At 44.8% G+C, this 25,356-nt stretch carries 22 protein-coding genes and 1 pseudogene; 5 read left to right on the top strand and 18 right to left on the bottom strand.

What is annotated here, in order from left to right; genetic code table 11:
- Nucleotides 1-3: 3 nt before the first annotated feature.
- Nucleotides 4-1,473 carry a DNA polymerase Y family protein gene (locus tag BCT34_RS18585; protein ID WP_076656979.1) on the top strand — a complete coding sequence of 490 codons (1,470 nt, stop codon included), beginning with the start codon at nucleotides 4-6 and terminating at the stop codon, nucleotides 1,471-1,473.
- 75 nt (nucleotides 1,474-1,548) lie between these two features.
- Entirely contained in the window at nucleotides 1,549-4,635 is a 3,087-nt protein-coding gene (locus BCT34_RS18580) for an error-prone DNA polymerase (RefSeq protein WP_076656978.1), read from the top strand.
- A 331-nt stretch (nucleotides 4,636-4,966) separates the two neighbouring features.
- Here BCT34_RS18580 and BCT34_RS18575 read toward each other — a convergent pair whose 3' ends face one another.
- Together BCT34_RS18575 and BCT34_RS18570 are read right to left on the bottom strand one after the other, a co-directional pair.
- Complete coding sequence (locus BCT34_RS18575) at nucleotides 4,967-5,908, bottom strand: chemotaxis protein CheV (protein ID WP_076656977.1); 942 nt, start codon at nucleotides 5,906-5,908, stop codon at nucleotides 4,967-4,969.
- A 167-nt stretch (nucleotides 5,909-6,075) separates the two neighbouring features.
- Complete coding sequence (locus BCT34_RS18570; RefSeq protein ID WP_076656976.1) at nucleotides 6,076-7,293, bottom strand: ROK family protein; 1,218 nt, start codon at nucleotides 7,291-7,293, stop codon at nucleotides 6,076-6,078.
- 318 nt (nucleotides 7,294-7,611) lie between these two features.
- Between BCT34_RS18570 and pyk the strand changes: the two genes are divergently transcribed.
- Nucleotides 7,612-9,060, top strand: coding sequence for a pyruvate kinase (gene pyk / locus BCT34_RS18565; protein WP_076656975.1), 1,449 nt, complete (start codon nucleotides 7,612-7,614; stop codon nucleotides 9,058-9,060).
- Nucleotides 9,061-9,219: 159 nt separating this feature from the next.
- Here the strand turns inward: pyk and BCT34_RS18560 are convergent.
- Nucleotides 9,220-10,433, bottom strand: a pseudogene (locus BCT34_RS18560) (DUF6363 domain-containing protein).
- A gap of 276 nt (nucleotides 10,434-10,709) precedes the next feature.
- Here BCT34_RS18560 and BCT34_RS18550 point away from each other — a divergent pair.
- Nucleotides 10,710-11,303, top strand: coding sequence for an outer membrane beta-barrel protein (locus BCT34_RS18550; RefSeq protein WP_076656974.1), 594 nt, complete (start codon nucleotides 10,710-10,712; stop codon nucleotides 11,301-11,303).
- Between the two features lie 73 nt (nucleotides 11,304-11,376).
- On the opposite strand, the gene BCT34_RS18545 is transcribed toward BCT34_RS18550, so the two are convergent.
- From BCT34_RS18545 to yceD, 15 genes are all read right to left on the bottom strand, one after another.
- Entirely contained in the window at nucleotides 11,377-11,781 is a 405-nt protein-coding gene (locus BCT34_RS18545) for a hypothetical protein (RefSeq protein WP_076656973.1), read from the bottom strand.
- A gap of 229 nt (nucleotides 11,782-12,010) precedes the next feature.
- Entirely contained in the window at nucleotides 12,011-13,441 is a 1,431-nt protein-coding gene (ptsG, locus tag BCT34_RS18540; protein WP_076656972.1) for a PTS glucose transporter subunit IIBC, read from the bottom strand.
- Nucleotides 13,442-13,885: 444 nt separating this feature from the next.
- Nucleotides 13,886-14,653: a YchF/TatD family DNA exonuclease gene (locus BCT34_RS18535; RefSeq protein WP_076656971.1), complete on the bottom strand. Its 768-nt coding sequence runs from the start codon at nucleotides 14,651-14,653 to the stop codon at nucleotides 13,886-13,888.
- Nucleotides 14,644-15,609, bottom strand: coding sequence for a DNA polymerase III subunit delta' (locus BCT34_RS18530; protein ID WP_076656970.1), 966 nt, complete (start codon nucleotides 15,607-15,609; stop codon nucleotides 14,644-14,646). Before BCT34_RS18530 ends, BCT34_RS18535 begins: the two co-directional genes overlap by 10 nt.
- Before the next feature lie 6 nt (nucleotides 15,610-15,615).
- Entirely contained in the window at nucleotides 15,616-16,248 is a 633-nt protein-coding gene (gene tmk / locus BCT34_RS18525) for a dTMP kinase (RefSeq protein WP_076656969.1), read from the bottom strand.
- Nucleotides 16,249-16,258: 10 nt separating this feature from the next.
- On the bottom strand, nucleotides 16,259-17,275 hold the full coding sequence (gene mltG / locus BCT34_RS18520; RefSeq protein ID WP_076656968.1) for an endolytic transglycosylase MltG: 1,017 nt from the start codon (nucleotides 17,273-17,275) through the stop codon (nucleotides 16,259-16,261).
- Complete coding sequence (gene pabC / locus BCT34_RS18515; RefSeq protein ID WP_076656967.1) at nucleotides 17,272-18,132, bottom strand: aminodeoxychorismate lyase; 861 nt, start codon at nucleotides 18,130-18,132, stop codon at nucleotides 17,272-17,274. The genes mltG and pabC overlap by 4 nt, the downstream gene beginning before the upstream one ends.
- 104 nt (nucleotides 18,133-18,236) lie before the next feature.
- Nucleotides 18,237-19,481 (bottom strand): beta-ketoacyl-ACP synthase II, encoded by a 1,245-nt coding sequence (gene fabF, locus BCT34_RS18510; protein WP_017630538.1) that lies wholly within the window; start codon nucleotides 19,479-19,481, stop codon nucleotides 18,237-18,239.
- Between the two features lie 93 nt (nucleotides 19,482-19,574).
- Nucleotides 19,575-19,808: an acyl carrier protein gene (acpP, locus tag BCT34_RS18505; RefSeq protein WP_004737381.1), complete on the bottom strand. Its 234-nt coding sequence runs from the start codon at nucleotides 19,806-19,808 to the stop codon at nucleotides 19,575-19,577.
- Between the two features lie 166 nt (nucleotides 19,809-19,974).
- A complete protein-coding gene (gene fabG, locus BCT34_RS18500) occupies nucleotides 19,975-20,709 on the bottom strand; it encodes a 3-oxoacyl-ACP reductase FabG (protein WP_029235138.1) in 735 nt (244 codons plus the stop codon).
- A gap of 22 nt (nucleotides 20,710-20,731) precedes the next feature.
- The gene (fabD, locus tag BCT34_RS18495) at nucleotides 20,732-21,655 is read right to left on the bottom strand and encodes an ACP S-malonyltransferase (protein WP_076656966.1); all 924 of its coding nucleotides are present in this window, start codon (nucleotides 21,653-21,655) and stop codon (nucleotides 20,732-20,734) included.
- 80 nt (nucleotides 21,656-21,735) lie between these two features.
- Nucleotides 21,736-22,686: a beta-ketoacyl-ACP synthase III gene (locus BCT34_RS18490; RefSeq protein WP_010437276.1), complete on the bottom strand. Its 951-nt coding sequence runs from the start codon at nucleotides 22,684-22,686 to the stop codon at nucleotides 21,736-21,738.
- A gap of 5 nt (nucleotides 22,687-22,691) precedes the next feature.
- Nucleotides 22,692-23,717, bottom strand: coding sequence for a phosphate acyltransferase PlsX (plsX, locus tag BCT34_RS18485; protein WP_017062152.1), 1,026 nt, complete (start codon nucleotides 23,715-23,717; stop codon nucleotides 22,692-22,694).
- A 9-nt stretch (nucleotides 23,718-23,726) separates the two neighbouring features.
- Nucleotides 23,727-23,897 carry a 50S ribosomal protein L32 gene (gene rpmF, locus BCT34_RS18480; RefSeq protein ID WP_004737376.1) on the bottom strand — a complete coding sequence of 57 codons (171 nt, stop codon included), beginning with the start codon at nucleotides 23,895-23,897 and terminating at the stop codon, nucleotides 23,727-23,729.
- Nucleotides 23,898-23,932: 35 nt separating this feature from the next.
- Entirely contained in the window at nucleotides 23,933-24,460 is a 528-nt protein-coding gene (gene yceD, locus BCT34_RS18475) for a 23S rRNA accumulation protein YceD (RefSeq protein ID WP_017630536.1), read from the bottom strand.
- 149 nt (nucleotides 24,461-24,609) lie between these two features.
- Here yceD and BCT34_RS18470 point away from each other — a divergent pair, with 149 nt between their 5' ends.
- Nucleotides 24,610-25,191: a nucleoside triphosphate pyrophosphatase gene (locus tag BCT34_RS18470; protein ID WP_076656965.1), complete on the top strand. Its 582-nt coding sequence runs from the start codon at nucleotides 24,610-24,612 to the stop codon at nucleotides 25,189-25,191.
- Nucleotides 25,192-25,356 lie beyond the last annotated feature (165 nt).

Raw genomic sequence — 25,356 nt, 5'->3', positions numbered from 1 at the left:
CGTATGTTGTGGCTTTATCTGCACTTTCCATCCCTGCAGTTGGATACCTTGTTTAACTCTAATGAATTGGGTTCGAGCGAAGACTCACGCGAACAACCTATTATCATCGTGGACGAAAAAGATCACCGTGTGTTGCAAGCTAACCCAGCTGCTCTGCAATCGGGAATTTCGCTTGGTATGGGCTTAGGGTCTGCGGCGGCGCTGTGCCACAACTTACACGTCCACCCTTACAGTATTGAACTGGAGAAAAGTAAGCTCAAAGAGATCGCTCAATGGGCGTATCTGGTCACTTCTGATATGGCGTTATTGCCACCTAATGGTTTATTGATTAAAGCCTCTAACATGCTGTCACTTTACGACGGGCTAGATAACTACTGGCATGAGCTCAAAAGCCACTTAGAAACGCTCAATATCAAGTTCAGCTTCGCTACGGGTTATTCGCCACTTTCTGCGATCCTTTTGGGTAAGCAAGCGATCAACCAAGCAACAAACAATGTTGAGCAGATGAAAACTTGGGTCAATCAACAGGCATTGAGTTCCAGTGAGCTACCGACCAAGCAAGTTGAACGCCTGAACCGTGTCGGTATCAATATCGTTGAAGATCTATTAAAGCTGCCTTTGCAAGAGGTCGCGCGTCGCTTTGATATCGACCTGGTCAACTATGTTGGTCGTCTTAATGGCCAATTCAAGCACCCTATTGATTTCTATCACCCGCCCGAGAATTTCCAACAATATCTAGAGCTGTTGTTCGATATTGAAAACATTCTATTTATCGAAAAGCCGTTACTGAAATTGCTCAATCAACTCGAGTGTTTTCTAAAGCTACGCGATCGAGTGGCTTTCGAGTTAACGCTGACTTTACACCTAAGAGATAAAGACGATCACCCTGTCTCTTTTTATTCAGCACAAGGTGATTACCTTGCTGAAAAATGGGCGAACCTTACTCATCTCACCTTAGAGTCACTAAAGCTCACAGCACCGGTTCAGGGGCTGACCCTCAGCTTGATTCGTCATGGAGAACCGCAAATGGCCTACCATGATCTTTTTGATGGTAATACCGGAACACTTGCTGCGCTAGACCTACTTTCACTGTTACAGGCGAAGCTTGGGCAGGCCTGTATTCAAACGCCGAAAATACAGCAAGACCCTAGGCCAGAAAAGGCCAATCAGTACTCACTCCCAACGCTGAGTAAATCTGTGGCAAAGAGGCAAATACCCTCGGAGTGCGAACAACAAACCACAACTCTCAACATAAACCAACAGCGAATCAGGCCCAGTATATTGCTACCAGAGCCCGAAGCCTTAACAGAAAACGTTACCTTATCTCAGGGCCCTGAGCGTATTGTTTCTGGGTGGTGGGATGGCGAGAAAATCATTCGTGACTACTTTATTGCTCACAGTGAAAACGGTCGATGGTTATGGGTATTTAGAACACCAGATAAACAGTGGTTCTTACACGGCTTATTTAGCTAGTTGGTAAGACTACTTACTCAATTTAAACGTCCCTTTCCATCATATTCACTCGCAATGGTTAAGTGAGATTACGTTATGTCTCAGCAATACTCAGAGCTATTCTGCCAAAGTAATTACTCCTTCTTAGAGGGAGCTTCACACGCAGAGGAGCTTGTTTTACAGGCCGACTTCTTACGTTATAAAGCACTCGCTGTTACTGATGAGTGCTCCGTTGCGGGTATCGTTAAGGTCCACTCTGCAATCAAGCAACATAAACTGTCGCTCAAACAGATTGTCGGGAGCATGTTTTGGCTCAATGAAGAGTGCCAGGTGGTTTTACTATGCCCGAACAGACAAGCCTATGCCGAGCTGTGCCGTATCATTACCAACGCGAGACGTCGTAGTAGCAAGGGACATTACCAACTCTCTGAGTGGGATATCATGTCGGCTAAGCACTGCTTTATTCTTTGGCTTCCTCAACAGAAAAATGAAGATTCACACTGGGGGCAATGGCTTTCTCAACATCATTCCGGTCGGTTGTGGATTGGCTTACAACGACACCTAAAACAAACCGACCAACAATACACCAATTACTGCGTTGAGCTGTCACAGCATCACCAACTGCCGATTACCGCTTGTGGTGGCGTATTAATGCACAATGCTAACCGCTTGCCCTTACAGCACTCGCTCACTGCAATTAAGTACCAGAAACCCATTACCGAAGTGGGCAGTCACTTACTCGCTAATGCCGAGCGCTGTTTGCGGAGCATCAATAAGCTCTCTCATATTTTCAAAGCTGAGTGGCTAGAAGAGAGCAACCGAATAACTGACCTGTGTGAATTTGATTTAGACAGCTTGCGCTACGAATACCCGAGCGAACTGATCCCTCAAGGTGAGACACCCATGAGTTATCTGCGCATGTTAGTCGAAAAAGGAAAACGGGCCCGTTTCCCACAAGGTGTACCTGACGACATCCAGCAAATAATAGATAAAGAGCTGGGTCTGATTGGCGAGCTCAATTACCCGTTCTTTTTTCTCACCATTCACGACATCGTTATGTTTGCCAAAAGCCAAGGCATTCTTTATCAAGGTCGAGGTTCGGCAGCTAATTCCGTGGTCTGTTACTGCCTAGAGATCACCTCTGTCGACCCAAGGCAGATCTCAGTGCTATTTGAACGTTTCATCAGTAAAGAGCGTGATGAGCCACCTGACATTGATGTCGATTTTGAACACGAGCGTCGTGAAGAAGTGATTCAATACATCTACAAGAAGTACGGTAGAGAACGGGCCGCGCTTGCCGCAACGGTCATTTCTTATCGCTTTAAAAGTGCTGTAAAAGATGTCGGCAAAGCCTTAGGGCTGCAAGAAACCCAACTTGATTACTTCATTAAAAACACCAATCGTAGGGACAAAACCCTAGGTTGGCAGGCTCAATTAACTCAATTGGGTCTACAGCCTGATTCTTTGAAGGGGCAACAGTTTATCCACTTGGTTAATGAGATCATCGGCTTTCCACGTCACCTATCTCAACACGTTGGTGGCTTTGTCATATCTTCAGGGCCTTTGTATGAACTGGTTCCCGTCGAGAATGCCGCAATGCACGATCGCACCATTATTCAATGGGATAAAGATGATCTTGAAACCTTAGGATTACTTAAAGTCGATGTACTCGCGTTGGGTATGCTGTCAGCAATTCGAAAATGTTTCGACCTGATCAAGCGTATTCATGGCCGCTCGTTAACGATCGCAGAGATCACTCGTCTTAAGGATGATCCTCAGGTCTATGGCATGATTCAGCGAGCAGATACCGTTGGGATATTCCAAATTGAGTCACGCGCGCAAATGAGCATGCTGCCAAGGCTTAAACCGAGAACTTATTACGACTTGGTGATTCAAATCGCTATCGTACGACCTGGGCCAATTCAGGGCGACATGGTGCATCCGTTTCTCAAGCGTCGAGATGGCATTGAGCCAATCAGCTATCCCTCTAAAGACGTGGAATCGGTACTCTCGCGTACCTTAGGGGTGCCCATATTCCAAGAGCAAGTGATCAAACTCGCCATGGTCGCCGCAGGCTTCACAGGCGGAGAAGCGGACCAACTCAGACGCGCAATGGCCGCTTGGAAGAAAAATGGCAACGTCTTTAAATTTAAGAACAAACTTATCGAAGGCATGCAAAAACGGGGCTACGACACAGAATTTGCCGAACAGATCTTTAAGCAGATCTGTGGCTTTGGTGAATATGGTTTTCCTGAAAGCCATTCAGCTTCGTTTGCGGTATTAGCGTATTGCTCTGCTTGGCTGAAATGCTACTACCCAGAGTGTTTCTACGCTTCTTTGCTGAATAGCCAACCGATGGGCTTTTATAGCCCATCACAGTTGGTACAAGACGCACAACGACACAATGTGGTGGTACTTCCGGTATGTGTGAACGCCTCACAAGACAGCCACATAGTCGTTGAGCATCAGAATGGTTTAGCGATTCGCTTAGGGTTGCGACAAATCAAAGGGTTCAGCGAGCATGGTATTCAAAGCGTACTCGCCAATCGTCCAAAATTTGGTTATCGCCACCCTAGCCAAGTGAAACAGTTATCGATAAATAAGAAAGATATTGAGCTACTGGCATCGGCCAATGCGCTACATAACGTCTCGGGTGACCGCTTTCAAACACGCTGGGCGATCATGGATTCGGCCTCTGATTTACCTCTGTTTAGCCAAATCTATGACAGTGTTGAGCATGATGAACATGCACTGCACAAGCCAAATGAGATGCAAGACCTACTTGAGGACTTCACCAGCATCGGGATTTCATTGAACAAACACCCTATCACTCTACTCGAAGAGGCGGGACGATTAGGGCGATTTACGCACATGAAAGACCTACTACAACAAAGACACAAATCCATGGTCACCGTTGTCGGATTAGTCACAGGTAAGCAATCTCCCGGAACCGCAGCGGGTGTCACCTTTGTCACGCTGGAAGACAGTACTGGCAACATTAATGTTGTGGTATGGAGAGCAACAGCTCGAGCTCAACAGCAAGCTTATCTCACAGCCAAGGCGTTAAAGGTACAAGGAATATTAGAAAAAGAAGGTGAAGTTGTGCATGTGATTGCCGGGAAGCTTATCGATATTACCGATGAAATTGTTGGTTTAAAAACCAAATCACGAGATTTTCATTAACGATTCAAATCACACTCCCCCTAGAAACGCTAGAAACGCTAGAAACGCTAGAAACGAAAAAGGGAAGCATCTGCTTCCCTTCATTTCAAATTGTTGAGCTATGACTCAACTTCAGCTTCCGTACGTCTTTTCTTAAATTCCCTATATAGTAATAAGCTCAAAGTCATAACGACTTTAGACGTTAACCATATCATTAAAAGGAACTACCTTAGATTGTGTGTGAAAAGTTACGTGAGTAGTTGAGCATATTTCGTTAAGAAAAATATGCTGCGTGAATATTAGCAAACGTTTTCCATAAGGTCACTCAAAACAAACCGTACAGCAGCATTAATTATAAAATCTGACGCATTCGCTCTTGAGTCACTTCCACCAAGAGGTCTGGTTGGAACTTAGAAATAAATCGGTTACATCCTACTTTCTCAACCATAGCTTCATTAAAACTTCCACTTAATGAAGTATTTAGTGTGATGAACAGGTCATGCATTCTTGGGTCAGTGCGCACTTCATGAGTCAGCTTATAACCGTCCATTTCAGGCATTTCAGCATCGGTGATCATCAACAATATTTCTTGATTGATGTCTTTGCCTTCATCACACCAGCCTTTAAGTAAGGTCAGTGCCTCTAAGCCATCACAACACTCAATAATGTTCAAACCAAGCTGCGACAAAGTACCTTTGATCTGGTTACGCGCAGTTGAAGAGTCATCAACGATAAGCACATTACGCCCAATCATCTCCTGAGCTAATTGCTGATCTAAAACACCTTCAGAGATCGATACATCGTAATCAATGATCTCAGCCAGCACTTTCTCCACATCGATAATCTCAACAATCTTGTGCTGCTCTTCTTCTTGAATATGCGTGATAGCGGTTAGGTAATTAGCACGGCCTGTTGTCTTGGGTGGCGGTTGGATTTCAGTCCATGTAGTGTTGACGATATTACGAACTTGCCCAACCAAGAACCCTTGTACGGTTCGGTTGTATTCGGTAATGATCAGGTTGCTCTCTTGAGATTCTGCACGAGATGGCGGAAAGCCAATGGCACTGCGTAAGTCAATCACAGGCACCGATTCACCACGTAGAGAAGCAACACCCGTAATATGATGGTGAGAGCCCGGTAAGCGCGTAAGAACTGGCACTTTGAGGACTTCTTTCACTTTAAATACGTTAATCGCAAACAGTTGACGACTATTTAAGCTGAATAACAAGAGTTCCAGACGGTTCTCACCGACTAGCTTGGTTCTCTGATCAACTGAATTTAAAACGCCAGACATACAACACCTTAGTGACAAATAATAACTGTGGTTACAATAGCCTACTTCAATAGGTTAAAGCAAAGCGCTAATGCACAGAATGCTTAAACTAAGTACAACAAATAATGCTATACAAAGCTTAAGTACATGGAAAGGTTCGGGGTAAGGCTAAAAGGAGAGAAAAAGAGTTAGCCTTCAATAACTTTCATTAACAGCTGACCGTCATACAAGGCCTGCTTAATCAGAGCAGCGCCTGGCATGGTTGCCTGCTTATAGAATCGAGATTCCACCAGCTCTAAGTCTTGATGGTAAACAGATAAGCTCTGCTCTTCGATACACTTTTGAATCGCCGGGTATAACACGCTCTTCGCCTGATTGATAACACCACCGACCAAGATTTTCTCTGGGTTGAATAGGTTAATCACAATCGCAATCGCAGAGCCTAAGTAACGACCTAATTGTTCAATCACTTCAACAGCTAAGGGATCGCCATCAGCCGCAGCAGCACAAATCTGTTCAATCGTGACATCCTCAAACACCGTGAGTGTTGATTCTTCACCATTGGCTAATCGTTCTTTGACTTGGTCACGGATCGCTTGTGAACTCGCAACCGTTTCTAAACAGCCTCGGTTACCACAATGGCAAAGCTTGCCTTCTTTATCGATCTGGATATGACCCAGTTCACCAATGTTACCGTGACGACCTTGCAGAACGCGACCATCAAGAATGATACCTGCACCTAAACCATGGTGAATCGAGATAAGAACAGAGTTGTCGTTGTCTTGTGAGTTGCCAAACAGCTTCTCTGCTAATGCCCAAGCTCGGGTATCATTGGCAATAAAGACTGGCAGACCGGTTTCTTTGTAGATCTCCGGCCCCAACGCTAAGTTTTCAACATTGTAGTGCGGCATCTGCAACACAATACCTTGCTCAGAGTTCACCAAGCCTGGCAGTGTGATAGCGATACTCGTCACCCTATCGAGTTGCTCGGCATAAGTTTGGAAGAATTCATCGATTTCATGGAGAAGACGGGCAAGTACATCATCTTGATCACGTTCGTGGATATCAATTTTGGTATCGATAAGCACATCGCCGCCTAATTCATGGAGCGCTATCGTCAAGTATCCGCGACCAAGACGCATCGACAAGAATTGCCAGCCTTCATTGTTGGTTTGCAAGCCGACAGCAGGACGCCCACGAGTCGTGGCTTCTTGAACCGTCGTTTCGTGAATAAGGTGAGCTTCAATGAGTTCACGGGTAATTTTAGTAATACTCGCCGGGGCCAACTCACTTTGCTTGGACAGATCGATACGAGAAATAGGACCTTTAAGGTCAATTAGTTTATATACACGACCAGCATTGACCTGTTTGATATGATCAATATGGCCCGGTTGAGCCATGTACATTTTACGCTCCAGAAATCATCAACGAGTTAATTTTTTTACTTTGCGAAGTAATTGTGAAGTCACTTGGTATATCGCCGTGACCAGTATCACGTATATACATGAATCTTTGTGTATCGAGTCAAATAGTTCGAGGAAAATTAACACCCACATCGATAATTTGCGACTTAATTTTCAGAATAAAACATCGCGTTTGAGCCCTGAATTCAATAATTCAAGGCAAATAAAGAAATATCCCCCTAGCTCCCAATAAATTATCAATTAATGCATATACTTAATTCAGTCTTTCAAAAGATTCTTGGCCTCACTCTAGGAGCATTCATGACAGCCGAATTAAGAAAAACGAAAATCGTCACAACGCTAGGCCCTTCTACTGATAAAGGTAACGTGCTTGAAGAGATCATCAAAGCCGGTGCCAATATCGTCCGTATGAACTTCTCTCATGGCACCAGCGACGACCATATACAACGCGCAGAAAAAGTCAGAGCAATAGCAAAAAGACACGGTACTCAAATCGCCATTCTCGGAGACTTACAAGGTCCCAAGATTCGTGTGTCGACATTCAAAGACGGCAAAATTCAATTAGCCGTTGGTGACCAATTTACTCTCGATAGCAGTCTAGGTTTAGGTGAAGGTAATCAAGAAGCTGTTGGCCTTGACTACAAAGAACTGCCTAACGATGTATCCGCCGGCGATATCCTGTTGCTTGATGATGGTCGTGTTCAACTCAAAGTAACCAAAGTGGAAGGCTGTCGCGTTCATACCGAAGTCATCATTGGCGGCCCACTCTCAAACAACAAAGGCATTAATAAAAAAGGTGGTGGTCTTTCTGCAGAAGCACTGACAGAAAAAGACAAGCGCGACATCGTCACCGCAGCACAAATCAAAGTGGATTATCTAGCGGTCTCTTTTCCGCGCAACGGCGAAGACATGCACTACGCTCGTCAACTCGCACGAGAGGCGGGGTTAGAAGCTCATCTAGTAGCAAAAGTGGAGCGAGCAGAGACAGTAGCGACTGTTGAAAACATGGATGACATCATAATGGCCTCAGATGTAGTCATGGTGGCTCGTGGTGACCTCGGAGTGGAAATTGGTGACCCTGAGTTGGTCGGAGTGCAAAAACAGCTTATACGCCGTGCTAGAGCGCTTAACAGAACGGTCATCACCGCAACTCAGATGATGGAATCAATGATCTCAGCGCCAATGCCAACCCGTGCCGAAGTCATGGACGTTGCCAATGCCGTACTCGATGGCACCGATGCAGTGATGCTTTCTGGTGAAACCGCTGCCGGTGATTACCCTGTAGAAACCGTAAAATCGATGGCTGAAGTCTGTATTGGTGCCGAAAAAATGGCAGGCATTAACAACCAATCCAATTACCGTATTGATCGCACCTTTGTCACCGCCGAGGAAACCGTGTCGATGGCAACCATCTACTCAGCAAACCATATGGAAGGCATCAAAGGTGTCGTCACTCTCACCGAGTCTGGCCGCACTGCACTGATGATGTCACGACTCAGTGCTGACATGCCTATCTATGCCCTGTCTCGTAACGAAGGGACGCTTAATCGCTGTACCTTGTATCGAGGTGTGACACCGATTTACTTCGAGACAGAAGCCGAGGACAGCTTTGACATTGCACTGTCTACGCTCAATTGCCTGAAGGAAAAAGGACACCTTAAATTTGGTGACCTAGTGATCGTCACTCAAGGCGACATTATGGATGTGGCGGGATCAACCAACTGTATGAGAATCTTGCCTGTTACCTAGTGTTTAACCGTCAGGTAAAATGAATAGCCAAACCTCAAAAGCAAGAAAGGGTTATCGAACCAAGTTCAATAGCCCTTTTTCATGTCAGAACACGACTCACTAACGACTGTTTAAACAACATAACGAGTTCACAGCATGCTAACTCATCAACGACGAGGATTACTTGCCAGCTGCAATGGGGGCTAGCTGTGGTATGTGCGAGTTACGGGCATTTGCCGTTGAGGTATAGGTTTCGACAAATCGGTAACCGGCTTCTAAGCCCAATTCGTAATCATGTAACAGGTCTTCTGTGTCACTCATTAATGAACTCGATTTCAGCGGCTGACTTGGCGCAATCTGCACAACAAACGCATCGTCCGGTGGCGAATTCAAAAAATCCTGAGTCAATGAGTAGGTCTGATAATGCACCATCAACATGTCAGCCAAACCTGAATCAAACTTATCACCGATTAAGTGGCTTAAGCGATAGATATCATCAGCTCCAAATAGCCATCGACCGCCATTCAGCAAATCCAAATGGCCTCGGTCACGCTTCTGTTCTTTGAGCGCATAATTTGTTGTTGGAAGAAAGAGGTCCAGTCGGTTTTCCACTGTTCCACTTTCTGTTGCCAGTGACCTTGAACACTGTCGAAAGATTCGCGGAACCACTCCAGTTCTTCGGCAGAGATTGGTTTAGGCGCTTTGACTAAAGCTCCCTTGGCTGGTGCTTTGACAGCATGCTCCCTTTCTTCCTCTATCACCGGTTCTGTGCGGATCACTACAATCGAACGCGCTTGTCTTCGCCACGCTTCTTGAACCGGTATGCATGCAGATACACCACCATCTACATAAGCACTGTCACCAATAAAAATTTCGTCATTGTACAAGCGAGGAATGGCGCAGGTTGCAATCATCACCTTGTACCAATCTTCGCCCAGTAATGGAAAGTAGTGGTCTCGTAAGTCTTTAGAATCCGTTACCGCCGCATAGAAGTGACGGTCGCCTAGCGTTTGTCGTCCTAAATCCAAATCGAGCTTATAGGGAAAAGCCATGATTTGTTCTAGCGCCCATTCTAGCCCTAGGTTCTTTCTGTGTCGTATATAGGAAAAGAGATTGAAGAACTCGGGAGAGGTTGTGAGGTCGAGAACGAAAGAACGGCCAAGACCTTTATCGCGGCATAGATAAGCGCATAAATTAAGAGCACCTGCTGAGGTACCAAAAAATTCGTCGAAGGGGTCAAAATTAGAAAGAAGAAAGGCATCCAGCACTCCAGAAGTAAAAATACTTCTCTGTCCGCCACCTTGAGCGACCAGTGCTGTTTTTCCAGCAATAAACTTAGCGTAATAATCCAAATCTATTGCTGTATCAATATTGGTTATAATCCCACTATTCATTATTCCCTGAGTATCAAAACTCAGCCTCGCGATGGATGGTATTAACTACCAATCGCAATAAAGCCAAATGAAAGGATGATTACGTAGATAAACGTTGTTATTTGTAGGGCATTTTTCAGATTATGGTCCATAGACACCTCTGGCTTATTATTAATTTGTTGAGTCTCTATTTAAGTACTATCAGGTGTGTGAAGTATCTTCAAGAATCGTCGAAATTAGTCGCACAATATTGATGTAACCATCACAATTAGTAAGTGTATGGATAAGGATATACTCATGAATAACAAAGCAAATATGATGGCATTGATTACGCTTCTCTCAGTTTCAAGCGCGTATGCTTCGCCGGAGATCATCATTACTCCGATGGTAGGTTATACCGGCGGTGGCAGTGTCGAAGACCAGGACGGTAAAACCTATGACATGAAAGGCTCTGAAAACTACACCTTTGCGATCGAAACGCCAATTGAGAAAGGACGTATCGGCTTCTTCTATTCCAATCAGAGTTCTGAATTAGAAACGCTCAACCTAAGTTCCTCCATCCAATACCTGCACTTTCAAAGCAGTATCTACTACCCTGCTTCGCCTGTGTTGTCCGGTTATTTAGGGCTTGGTCTTGGCGCTTCTTACGTCGATGTAGATTGGGCAAAAGATAAATATGGATTTTCAACCTCAATCTTTGGTGGCTTAGAGTACAAATTTAGTGACCGATTAGCGTTGAACACTCAAGTGCGTTGGTTAGGTACCGTTGTCGATAACGACACCTCCGGCGTTTGTAACATACCGAGCAACGAGCAAGAGTGCATTATTCGTTTCGACACCGACTGGATGAACCAATTCCAAGCCAATGTCGGACTGAGTTTTACTTTCTAACTGCGATTCCTGACAAAGCGAAACAGCCAGCTAAAAGCTGGCTGTTTCGCTATTAAAACGGTTTTAGTTCAGGTTAGAACTTGTAGGTAACACCCAAAGCACCGCCCACTTGCAACTCAACACCTTTATACATGTCGAGTTCAGGGTGAACTTGCGCGTAAGCATTCCAACCTTCATAGAAATTCACTTTCACGCCTAACGGCAAACGTAGGCCAAAGTCGTCATTCCATTCAGCCCAAGCACCAGCGCCAACATACCAACTCAGTGGAGCTTCAGTTTCGAACTCACCGCGCTTCCAGATATAGTCAAATGCAGCACCATCATTACCAATCGTAGCGCGGTATTTCTGATCAAATTCCACAACGACACTTAGGTCTTGGTCAATGGCGAGTCCAACTTCCAAAGCTGGAGCTTCAGAAGCATGAGCAAACGAGGCAATGCTGCCGCACATAAGGCCAATCAAGTAACGATGTTTCATAATATTCTCAGACTGTATTTAAAAAACGGTAGTTTACTGGATTAACAGCTAAAGGTGTCATCGCTAGGTAAAAGATAAAAGACGTGAAAAATTAGAGAACGAACGTCAGCGCGCTGGTTCGAGCGGTAACTCTTTGAGTTCAAAAAGATTCAACTCAGGAAGATTTTTAAGGAGCAGAAAACAAAAAAGGAGACCTTTCGGCCTCCTTTCAATTTATTGAATCAGTGAATTAACCGTTGTTACGGATCCACTCATCCATGTCTGTCTTAAGGTTGTCAGACTTAGTACCGAAGATAGCTTGTACGCCACCAGCTACTACTACAACACCTGCAGCACCTAGTTTCTTCAGTTTGTCTTGGTCAACAACTGCTGTGTCAGCAACTGCAACACGTAGACGAGTAATACAAGCGTCAAGACCAGTGATGTTCGCTTTGCCACCGAATGCAGCAACTAGCTCACCAGCAAGCTCAGAACCAGTCGCAACTGACTCTTCTTCAGACTCGTCTTCACGACCTGGAGTTTTAAGGTCTAGAGCTTTAATCACAGTGCGGAATACGATGTAGTAAATTGCAGCGTAAGCAATACCACATACAACCATTAGGCCCATCTTAGACGCGTTGCCAGATAGAACTAGGAAGTCGATTAGACCGTGTGAGAAAGATGTACCGTGTACAAAACCTAGAGTGTTCGCAAGAACGTAAGCAGAACCAGCTAGTAGAGCGTGGATTGCGTACAGTACTGGAGCAACGAATAAGAAAGAGAATTCGATTGGTTCAGTGATACCCGTTAGGAATGAAGTCAACGCAGCCGAAGCCATGATGCCCATTACTTTAGCACGGTTTTCAGGCTTAGCTGAGTGTGCAATCGCGATTGCAGCAGCAGGTAGACCGAACATCTTGAACATGTAACCACCAGCTAGCTGACCGAAGCCATTGCCCGCTGCACGAGATGCGTCATCAGCAACTAGGTAACAAGTAAGAACACCGTTTTGAGTTTCGCCAGCAGCGTTTACACAAGTACCAGCTTCAAAGAAGAAAGGTACGTTCCAAACGTGGTGAAGACCAAATGGAATTAGAGAGCGCTCAACGATACCGTAGATACCAAACGCCACTTGTGGGTTTTGGTGAGCAGCCCAATCAGAGAACGCAGAAATAGCGCCGCCAACTGGTGGCCATACTACAGATAGTAGGATTGCTAGACCAATCGCAGAGAAACCTGTGATGATTGGCACAGCACGCTTACCAGCGAAGAAGCCAAGGTACTCTGGTAGTTGAATACGGAAGAAACGGTTGAATGCCCAAGCAGCAACACCACCGACTAGGATACCACCTAGCACACCAGTATCGATTTTATCAACGCCCATTACACCAGCCATTACGCCAAGTGTAGCAGTCATGATGCCGTAACCAACGATTGCAGCTAGACCAGCTACACCATCGTTGTTAGTAAAGCCAAGTGCTACACCTACTGCGAACAGTAGTGCCATTTGACCGAATACTGAACCACCAGCTTGTTCCATTAAGTTTGAAACGATTTCTGGAATGAAAGGAAGATCTGCTGCACCGACACCTAGCAAAATACCCGCAACTGGTAAAACTGATACTGGAAGCATCAGAGACTTACCAACTTTCTGCAGGCTAGCAAAAAGGTTCTTAAACATGTTTATGCTCCTGATAAAGATAAAATAATTATATGGGTTCTAACGGCACACCCCCGTAGCCTATATGTTAGCACCCTGCGAAAATGTAACCATGTATTGCATTATATTTTCTGCCGCTAAATATATATTGATGGGGAACTAACTTTCTAGTCACTTACGAAATTTAGTTTCAAAACACGTCTTGGATCACATGTCAAATCTAGAAATGCAATGCTTTACAATTGTTTAATTCATTGAAAAATATAATTATTTTCAACCGGGGTTATTATTTTACTGGGTGAATAAAATAATAGACAATGTTATTTTTAGTAACAAAATTACAAATGTTATAATTAACGCTCTCAAGTTCAACATAATTAGTAAACATTAAAAAAAAAAGCATTTTTGGTGATCAAAAACACAAAAAGGGAGCTTTCGCTCCCTTTTATTTGTTTACTTCGTTTTTTATCGCAAAAAAAGTTTTTGATAATTTTTGGTTGTTTGTTCAGCAACCTCTTTCATTGACAAGCCTTTCAATTGTGCAATATAGGCGGCAACTTCTACGACATATGCAGGCTGATTCTGCTTACCACGATATGGAATTGGCGCTAAATATGGAGAATCTGTCTCGATCAATAGCCTATCGAGAGGAAGCTTCCTAACAACTTCTTTGAGTTCTGTAGCTTGTTTGAAGGTCACAATACCTGAAATTGAGATATAAAAACCTAACTCCATTGCAGCTTCAGCGAACGCTTGATCTTCAGTAAAGCAATGAATAACACCACCACACTTCTCAGCTCCGCCATCACGTAAAATAGCCAATGTGTCTTCACGTGCGTTACGAGTGTGGATGATCAAAGGTTTATTAAGCTCAACGGCCAATTCAACATGCTGCTTAAATCGTAGCTGTTGTAGCTCTGCAGTCTCTGGTTGGTAGTGGTAATCTAAACCTGTCTCACCAATCGCCACCACTTTGGGGTTACTCGCGTACTCACGCATTGTCTCCAGACAGAAATCACTTTCAACATCGAGAGGGTGAACGCCACAAGAGGCTTTAACGTTATCAAACGGCGAGATCATCTCGAGCATGTTTTCAAACGAATCTAGTGTCACACCAACAGAGAGCAATTGGTCTACGTTAGCAGCCTTCGCCTTGTTAACTACATCTTCTACGCTGGTGTGTAAATCTTGGTAATCCAGTTTGTCTAAGTGACAGTGGGAATCTACGAACATGTTTCCTCGCAAGTGGCTATTAGCCAATTCATTATGAGTAGCTCCGTATTGAGCCCTGGGTGTTGCTTTAACTGCTCAATCAATATCAGCAATTTGTTCGATGCTGCATAAGCACTTTGATAAGACATCACTTCATACAGCGTTTTTGCACTAGGAGTGATAGCCTGATTTGCCAAACCAAAATGCAGCTTCTGTACATCTGACAGTAAATGCCAAAGCCAGCCAAGTTGAATCAAAGGGTCTTTACTCAGCTCTGTCGAGAACTTTAGCATGTCAGGTTGCGTGCCTTTAATCACATTCACAAAGCTATCGAATGCTTTGGTTGAGGCTTCAACGCCGCCCTGTTCAAACATCGCCTTTGCTTTTAAAGGCGCGTTGTCATTGAGTGCTAAAATATACTGCGGAACAGCTTTACCCACTTCACCATCTAACCATGCCGATCCTGCGTCCAACTGCGGGCTTACCACATTGAACTGCTGACAACGGCTAATAATCGTCGGCATTAAGCGGTTACTGTTACGCGTAGACAGAATGAAGATGCACTTACTTGATGGCTCTTCCAAAGTTTTCAGCAATGCATTGGAGGCCGATTCGTTCATTGCTTCAGCAGGGTTAAGCAAGATAACGCGTAAACCACCTAACTGAGAAGACTCTTGAGCCCAGCGGTTACTGGCGCGTACTTGATCAACCGTGATCGACTTGCCTTCTTTCTCTGGTGAAATCACATGAAAATCAGGATGGCTGCCTGACTTCATTAATTCACAACTGTGGCAAAACCCGCACGACTCACTTTCATAGTTCGTACACATCAACGCATCGGTCAGTTGGCTAATCAGCGCCTCAACGCCGAGCCCTTGCGGTGCATTAACGATCACGGAGTTAGGAAAACGCTCCGCATCAAGACTTTTTTTCCACTCACTCCATACCGGTGTGAGCCAAGAATACACTTCAGCCATGACTACCTACTGTTTGCTGAGCCAAGCAGTTAGCGCGACTTTAATATCAGCCGCTACTTGCTCAATTTCTTGCTGCGCGTTAATCACAAGTACAGAATCATCTTGCTCTGCAATTTCTAGATAGCGCTCGCGCGTGCGGTCGAAAAATGAGATGTCCATCTTTTCAATTCTATCAAGCTCTCCACGGCCTCTAGCACGCTCTAGCCCTACTCTAGGGTCTAGGTCCAAATATAGCGTTAGATCGGGCTTAAAGCCGCCTAGCGTGGTTGTTTTCAAGGATTCCATCGTAGTGCGTGCGATCTGGCGACCACCACCTTGGTATGCCTGTGAAGACATATCATGACGATCACCTAATACCCATTGACCACTGTCGAGTGCAGGCTTGATAACATTTTCAACTAATTGAACACGTGCTGCGTACATCAGCAGCAACTCAGTCATATCTTGAAGCTTCTCGCCTTCGTGCTCTTCTTTAACCAGTGAGCGCATCTTCTCAGCTAAAACAGTGCCACCCGGCTCGCGAGTATTAACAATATCTTCAACACCTGATGCTTTTAATGTCTCGACGATGGCATTGATTGCTGTGCTTTTGCCTGCGCCTTCAAGGCCTTCAACCACGATAAATTTCGACTGATTCATAATTATTTCTTTATTTGTTTTTTCTTAATTGCTTTAAGTAAGCTCGTACTGCACGGTTATGCTCAGTCAAACTCTTTGAAAATACGTGACCGCCCGTTCCACTCGCAACGAAATACAAGTAGTTGCTCTTCTCTGGATTCAACGCCGCGTTGATGGACGCTTTACCTGCCATAGCGATAGGTGTCGGTGGTAAGCCGCTCATTGTATAGGTGTTGTATGGCGTTGGCGTGCGTAAGTCTTTCTTACGGATATTGCCATCGTAACTATCACCCATTCCGTAGATAACTGTTGGGTCCGTTTGCAAACGCATACGTTTGTTCAGACGGTTAACGAACACAGAAGATACACGCTCACGTTCTGACGCAACAGCGGTCTCTTTCTCAATAATAGACGCTAGAATCAACGCTTCGTATGGTGATTTAAGAGGGAGTTTATCAGCTCGATTTTCCCACTCCTCGTTAACCACATTCATTAGGTCTCGATGCGCGCGTTTCAACAAATCCAGATCACTTGTGCCATAGGTGTAGTGATAGGTTTCCGCTAAGAAAAGGCCTTCTAGCTTTTCGTTTTCGATGCCAAGCTTTTCTGCAATCTCTTTTTCAGACATGTCATCGAGCGTTTGTTGAATGAATTCGTTGTCTTTTAACTGAACAAGCCATTCGTCAAAACGACTGCCTTCAACAAAGGTAATAGTAAATTGGTGCTCTTTTCCTTCTACAAGCACTTTTAGCGCTTGCTCTAAGGTCAACCCAGGTTCAAGCAGGAATGTACCCGCTTTTACGTCTACAAGCTCAGGGTGTAACTTACGAATGAGTTTCTCATAAGGAGAAGCCTCAAAAAGCCCCTCATTGATTAACTGAGCGAGAACACGATTGAAGCTACTGCCGGAAGCCACAGTCACGACTTGTGGCTTTTCTAATTGAATAACTTGTTTCAGGTTATCTTGTGCTTGGTTATACACATAAAAACCAGCAGCACCGGCTGCGATTAGGCACAAGATAATAAAAATAAATAACTTTTTGATCACGAGTTTAGTTGTCCTTGAAGGCTACGAGTAACGGTTCCAATGTTAAATTGGGTATCACTAATACGGGTAACTGGGGCAACCCCTAAAATGGAGTTGGTCATGAAAACCTCATCAGCTTGCATGAGTTGAGATAAGCAGTAGTCACTGATTGTAACGGAAAGTTCAGCTTGATTCAGCGCGGTTAACACTTGCTTACGCATCACCCCCGCGACACCACTTTGAGTGAGTTGAGGTGTGTGTATCGCCTGACCTTTACGCCAAAACAGATTGGCCATGGTGGTTTCAATCACATTGCCCGAAATATCAAGAACCACACCATCCACTTCATTGGCCTGTTCCATTTCGTCTTTCATCAAGATTTGCTCAAGGCGATTATTGTGCTTATGCCCGGCAAGCAATGTGCCCAAACCTAACGCTTGTTGGCAGACACCGAGTTCAACACCGGAGTCTTGCCACGCTGAATAATGGCTTGGGAAATCAAATGTACTAATGGTGACCGTAGGTTTAGCGATGTTCTTGGTGCTATAACCCCTACCACCCGAGCCGCGACTAACGTGCAGCTTTATCCCTGCTTTTTCACTATGGGGCTTGTTTGTCTTCTGGAGGCTCTTTGTCTCATGAAGAGAATTGTGTTGGATATGTTGAAGTGCCGTATCGAGCCAAAGACGAACAACATCCCAATCGAGAGCAGAAATGCGTAACGCTTTCAGGCATTCGTCGACACGGTGCTGATGATCGTGAAAGTGTTGAATCTGACCGTCTCGAACAAGCATCGTCGTAAAGCAGCCATCTCCGTACTGAAACGAGCGATCCAATATATCGATAGTTTGCTGGCTTTCTCCTTCAACCCAAAACATGTTTTTTCCCCATAAAAAGAAACGGCTCAATGCTAAAGCATCGAGCCGTTTAAAAACAGTTCTAATTATGACTATCTACGATGTTTGACTCTTATATAAGATGATTAAATCTTTTTGAAGATCAAACAGCCGTTTGTACCACCGAAACCGAATGAGTTACATGCAGCATATTCCATGTTACTAACTTCACGCGCAGTGTGAGGTACTAAGTCAATATCTAAGCCTTCTTCAGGATCATCTAGGTTAATTGTTGGTGGAACAATTTGGTCAACCAGAGACATAGCCGTGATGATAGCTTCAGCAGAACCTGCAGCACCTAGAAGGTGACCAGTCATCGATTTCGTAGAAGAAACCAATACTTGCTTGCTGCCTGCTTCGCCAAGAGCACGCTTAATGCCCTTCACTTCCGCTACGTCACCTGCTGGAGTCGAAGTACCGTGTGCATTTACATAACCGATTTGTTCACCAGTAATGCCAGCATCACGCATAGCCGCTTCCATAGCTAGTGCGCCACCTGAGCCATCTTCACTTGGAGATGTCATGTGGTAAGCGTCACCCGACATACCGAAGCCAACTAGCTCACAGTAAATCTTAGCGCCACGAGCTTTCGCATGTTCGTACTCTTCAAGAACCATCATGCCCGCACCGTCACCAAGAACGAAGCCATCACGGCCTTTGTCCCACGGACGAGAAGCTTTTTGAGGCTCATCGTTGCGAGTAGATAGTGCTTTAGCCGCACCAAAACCGCCCATACCTAGTGGAGTTGATGCTTTTTCAGCACCGCCCGCTAGCATTGCGTCAGCATCGCCGTATGCAATCATACGAGCTGCGTGACCAATGTTATGAAGGCCAGTCGTACATGCAGTAGAGATCGCGATGTTTGGACCGCGTAGGCCGCGCATGATAGACATGTGACCAGCAATCATATTCACGATCGTCGACGGTACGAAGAACGGGCTGATCTTACGAGGGCCTTTTTCAGTTAGAGCTTGGTGACCAGCTTCGATCAAACCAAGACCACCAATACCAGAACCGATAGCAACACCCACACGTGGAGCGTTTTCTTCAGTAATAGTTAGGGCTGAATCATCTAAAGCTTGAATACCTGCTGCGACGCCGTACTGGATGAACAAGTCCATCTTACGAGCATCTTTTTTAGACATATACTCTTCGCAGTTAAAGTCTTTAACTAGACCTGCAAAACGAGTTGAGAAATTGGTTGCATCAAAATGTTCGATATTAACGATACCACTTTGACCAGCTAGCAGGGCTTTCCAAGAAGATTCTACAGTGTTGCCTACCGGTGACAACATACCCATGCCAGTGACAACTACACGACGCTTGGACACGATTTTACACTCCGGGGATTGAGGTGATTTAAGATGAGGATAGATGAGTTAGATAAAACACAGGCGGTCGAGATGACCGCCTGGGAGAGATTATTACTGAGCGCTAGTTACGTAATCGATAGCTGCTTGAACAGTAGTAATTTTCTCAGCTTCTTCATCTGGGATTTCAGTGTCGAATTCTTCTTCTAGAGCCATTACTAGCTCAACTGTGTCTAGAGAATCTGCACCTAGGTCATCAACGAAAGAAGCTTCGTTTTTAACTTCAGCTTCGTCTACACCTAGCTGTTCAACAATGATTTTCTTTACGCGTTCTTCGAGGTTGCTCATTTTTTCTTTTCCTTTACAGAGTTCGCTTTATGCGATGTTTTCCGTAGTTTATTCAATCTATTGAAAGTTGCAAGGTCAACTTTTCTGGTCAAACCACAATTTTCACGATTTTAACCGAAATTACGTATGATCTTGACTTAAATCATGCACAAATGTTGCACATAATTTACACCATGTACATACCGCCATTGACGTGAAGTGTTTCACCTGTGATATAAGCTGCCGCAGGTGACGCCAAAAATACCACAGCTTCAGCGATTTCGCGAGGGTCACCTAGGCGACCTGCTGGTACATTCGCCAAAGTTGCTGCACGTTGGTCATCATTTAGCGCTTTAGTCATGTCAGTTTCGATGAAACCAGGAGCTACAGTGTTCACTGTAACACCACGAGACGCAACTTCACGAGCCATTGATTTAGTAAAACCAATTACGCCTGCTTTTGCGGCGGCGTAGTTAGCTTGACCAGCGTTACCCATAGTACCTACTACAGAACCAACGTTTACAATACGACCTTGACGCTTCTTCATCATGCCACGCAATACCGCTTTAGACATGCGGAAGATAGGCGTTAGGTTAGTATCGATAATGTCATTCCATTCGTCGTCTTTCATACGCATAAGTAGGTTATCACGAGTGATACCAGCGTTGTTAACTAGAATGTCAATCGCACCGAATTCATCGTTGATGGTTTTCAGTGTAGCAGCAATTGAGTCAGTATCAGTTACATTAAGTGCAAGACCTTTACCGTTCTCGCCAAGGTACTCACTGATTGCAGCAGCGCCGCCTTCAGATGTAGCAGTACCGATAACTTTAGCACCACGCTCAACTAAAAGTTCAGCGATTGCACGACCGATACCACGGCTTGCGCCTGTAACTAGTGCAACTTTGCCTTCTAAATTCATCATAACTTCTCTATTAAGTGGTTTACTTAGCAGCTTCTAGTGATGCAGTGTCATTAACTGCAGCAGCTGTCATAGTTTTTACGATTCGTTTCGTCAGACCAGTAAGAACTTTACCAGGGCCTAATTCAAGTAGCTTCTCAACACCTTGCTCGTTCATCGCTTGTACACCTTCAGTCCAACGAACTGGGCTGTATAGCTGACGAACAAGTGCGTCTTTAATTTTTGCAGGATCTGTTTCAGCAGCAACATCAACATTATTGATAACAGGCAGTGCTGGCGTGTTGAACTCTAGAGCTTCTAGAGCTACTGCTAGCTTGTCTGCTGCTGGCTTCATCAATGCACAGTGAGATGGTACAGAAACAGGTAACGGAAGTGCTCGCTTAGCGCCCGCTTCTTTACAAAGTGCACCAGCACGCTCTACTGCCGCTTTGTTACCCGCGATAACAACTTGGCCAGGAGAGTTAAAGTTAACTGGAGAAACAACTTCGTCTTGCGCTGCTTCTTCACACGCTTTAGCAATCGCTTCATCATCTAGGCCGATGATTGCGTACATTGCACCAACGCCTGCTGGAACCGCTTCTTGCATCAGTTGACCACGTAGTTCAACCAGCTTGATCGCTTCTTTAAAGTCGATAACGCCAGCACATACAAGCGCAGAGTATTCACCTAAGCTGTGACCCGCTAGATTTACAGGTTGCTCTAGACCAAGCTCTTGCCATACACGCCAAATTGCAACAGACGCTGTTAATAGAGCCGGTTGAGTGCGGAAAGTTTCATTTAGATTTTCTACTGGACCATCTTGAACCAATGCCCATAGATCGTAACCAAGTGCTTCTGAAGCTTCAGCAAATGTCTGTTTAACAACATCATACTGTTCGCCTAGGTCAGCAAGCATACCGATAGCTTGAGAGCCTTGGCCTGGGAATACGATAGCAAACTTGCTCATTGTAATTATCCTTTAAGCAAAGCAAAAAATTGAATAAGGCACATAAGTTATGTGCCTTGTTTGTTGATTATCGCTTGAGGTTAGAATTTAACTAACGCAGAACCCCAAGTGAAGCCGCCGCCAAATGCTTCTAATAGAAGCGTTTGACCACGTTTAATTCGCCCGTCGCGAACAGCCTCATCGAGTGCTGTTGGTACGGTAGCTGCCGATGTATTACCGTGCTTATCGAGGGTAATCACCACTTGATCAAGCGACATCGTCAGCTTTTTAGCCGTTGCTGAGATAATACGGTAGTTCGCTTGATGTGGAACTAACCAATCAAGCTCTGACTTATCCATATTGTTCGCCGCTAATGTGTCTTTAACTAACTTAGAAAGCTGAGTTACCGCCACTTTGAATACTTCGTTGCCCGCCATGTGCAGCCATTTGTCTGCATCACCGCCACGCTCTGGTACTTCTAGGCTTAGAAGCTCACCGTATTTACCATCAGAGTAAATATGAGTAGACAAAATACCTGGCTCTTCGCTTGCGCCTACAACCACCGCGCCTGCTGCATCACCAAATAGGATGATAGTAGAGCGGTCAGTCGGATCACAGGTTTTTGACAGTGCATCAGCACCAATTACCAAAACGTTCTTACACATGCCAGTCTTGATGTGTTGATCAGCAACAGACAATGCATAGACAAAGCCAGAACATGCCGCAGCCAAATCAAACGCAGGGCAGCCTTTGATACCAAGCTTGCCTTGAACCTGACATGCCGAAGACGGAAATGTGTGGCTACTGCTGGTTGTCGCAACGATGATTAAATCAATATCTTCTTTGTCGATACCTGCCATTTCAATGGCATTTTCAGCAGCGTAAAACGCCATATCCGCAACAGTTTCATTTTCCGCTGAAATACGACGCTCTTTAATACCAGTTCTAGCAACGATCCACTCATCGCTAGTCTCTACCATTTTCTCTAAGTCTGCGTTAGTACGCACCTGAGATGGCAAGTAGCTGCCAGTACCTAAAATTTTGCTATACATGAAGACTAATAATGCCTCTCGAGTAAAACCGCTTCCAAACGATCGCTAATGCGGCTGGGGACTTGTCGTTTGACCTCGTGTACTGCTTCACCAATCGCGTTGACGACTGCAGACACATCAGCACTTCCATGACTTTTAATGACAATGCCGCGCAATCCTAACAAACTTGCGCCGTTATACTGGTCGGGGTTCAAGGTTTTTAATTCAGTAAATAGCTCAGAAAACAGCATTCTGGCTATCCAACCCTTTATTGTTGAAGCCATCATGCGCGTTTTTAGCTTATCAATAAAGAGCTGAGCCGTACCTTCGCACGTTTTTAAGCAGACATTGCCCACAAAACCATCACATACGACGACATCAGCAGCATCTTGAAGTAATTGATTACCTTCAATATAGCCTATGAAGTTCACAGACTGAGTATTAGACAACATTTCAGCGCATCGTTTTACAAGGTCATTGCCTTTGATTTCTTCTGCACCGATATTCAAGATAGCGACACGTGGAGCGCGGCCTAAATGTTGTTCCGCTAATGCACTGCCCATCACGGCAAACTGAAAGAGTGAATCCGCGTCACTAGAAACGTTGGCCCCTAAATCAAGCATCCATGTGCGATTCCCCGATGCGGTAGGCAAAGCGGAAACCAATGCAGGCCTATCAATACCAGGAAGGAGTTTAAGTCGGAAACGGGACAAAGCCATCAGTGCGCCAGTGTTACCACCACTCACACAAGCATCAGCCTGTGATTCAGCAACCAGATCGATAGCGGCACGCATAGAACTGCCCTGACTATTACGTAAGGCTAGTGAAGGTTTTTCAGAATTGGAAATAACTCGATCACAATGCTGGATACTCAAACGAGAATCAGGCATTCGACCTAATGAAGATAATTGAGATGTGATCGCGTTTCGATCACCTATGAGAATGACTTTTAGCTCTGGGAAATACGACAGTGCCTGCACGGCGGCAGGCACTGTTACACGAGGACCGAAGTCCCCGCCCATTGCATCAAGCGCAACGGTTAGATTTTGCAAAGGTCAACCTTACTTGTTGATAACCTTTTTGCCGCGGTAGAAACCTTCGGCAGTCACGTTGTGACGTAGGTGAGTTTCACCTGAAGTTGCGTCTACAGAAAGTGCAGCTGTAGTTAGTGCATCGTGTGAACGACGCATGCCACGCATTGAACGTGATTTCTTGCTCTTTTGTACGGCCATTGACCCTACTCCTATGTAAATTCTTAAAGAAGCTGTTACTTCTTCAAGCTTTTTAAAACATCAAATGGATTCGGCTTTTTATCTTCCTCAATTTCTTCAGGAAGTTCGCCAAATACCAAATTATTTGAGTTAACGCTACAGTCCGCATCGTCGTGCATTGCTATTTGTGGCAATCCAAGGATGAACTCGTCTTCAACTAATTGAATCAGGTCTAACTCACCGTACTCGTTCAGATCTACCAAATCGTACTCTTCCGGTGCTTCCTCTTCACTTTTCTCACTGTAAACAGGAGTATAAGTAAATTGGACATCGCACTCATGTGCGAAAACCTCATTACAACGTTGACACTCTAAATCGACTTCGACGTTAGCTTTACCAGAGATAACGACTAATCGTTGTTCATCAAGCCCAAATGACATTGAGACTTGCGCGTCACGTTTTACGCCTTCAGTTGCTTCGGTTAAACGCTTTAAAAGACTGACCTGAATGATACCATTCATATCGAGTCGTTTTTGAGCCGTTCTTGCCGGATCAACTGTACGCGGTATTTTTTCCTTTTGCATAGGGCGCGAATCTTATCTTCCAAATCATGTTTAGTCAAAGGAAATGGCAAAAAAAATGTACTTTCCTGCCTTTCCTATTCAGAGCATTATGAATAGCAGGACAAGTTACGTTATCCTGAGATAAATGCTTCCTTGAATTGTAAATTAAAATGAGAAATTACCAACTAGTTTTAGCCTCTACATCACCATTTAGGCAAGAGATCCTCAAAAAACTACAGTTAAGCTTCATTACAGCCAAGCCAGACTGTGATGAAACGCCGCTTCCTGAAGAGACACCTCAACAGTTGGTGATGCGCCTTGCCGAGACCAAAGCTAAATCGTGTGCTGTGGATCAACCTAGCTTGGTGATTGGATCAGATCAGGTTTGTGTGATTGACGGTGAGATCATAGGTAAGCCTCATACTCGAGAAAAAGCGATAGAACAGCTGTCTCGTCAAAGCGGCAAGAGCATTACTTTTTATACTGGGCTATCGGTTTGGAACAGTGAAACTAACAAAGCTGACACGCGTCTCGACACCTTCATTGTGCATTTCCGTGATCTAACCGAGCAGCAGATCGTCTCTTATGTTGAGAAAGAACAGCCTTATTATTGCGCAGGTAGCTTTATGTGTGAAGGGTTAGGCATCGCGTTATTTAAGCAGATGGAAGGCAAAGATCCGAACACCCTAATCGGTCTGCCACTGATCGACTTGGTTGATATGCTTGAGTCACAGGGGATGAGCGTGCTTTAACTCGCACTGAAACACTTACAGAGATTCCCGACTTCGTCAGTCTAGGGGATACAGAAATAGCCACCAAACAAAAAAGGTTGACGATATTCGTCAACCTTTCTCATTTGTCGATACTTGATAACTAATTCAGGAAGCCTTCTTTCTTTTCGTATCTCGTATCTCGTA

It is taken from the genome of Vibrio sp. 10N.261.45.E2 (assembly GCF_002875705.1).
Lineage (GTDB): Bacteria > Pseudomonadota > Gammaproteobacteria > Enterobacterales > Vibrionaceae > Vibrio.
Note: the sequence above shows the minus strand (reverse complement) of the source record. Positions and strands in the feature narration are given on the sequence as shown.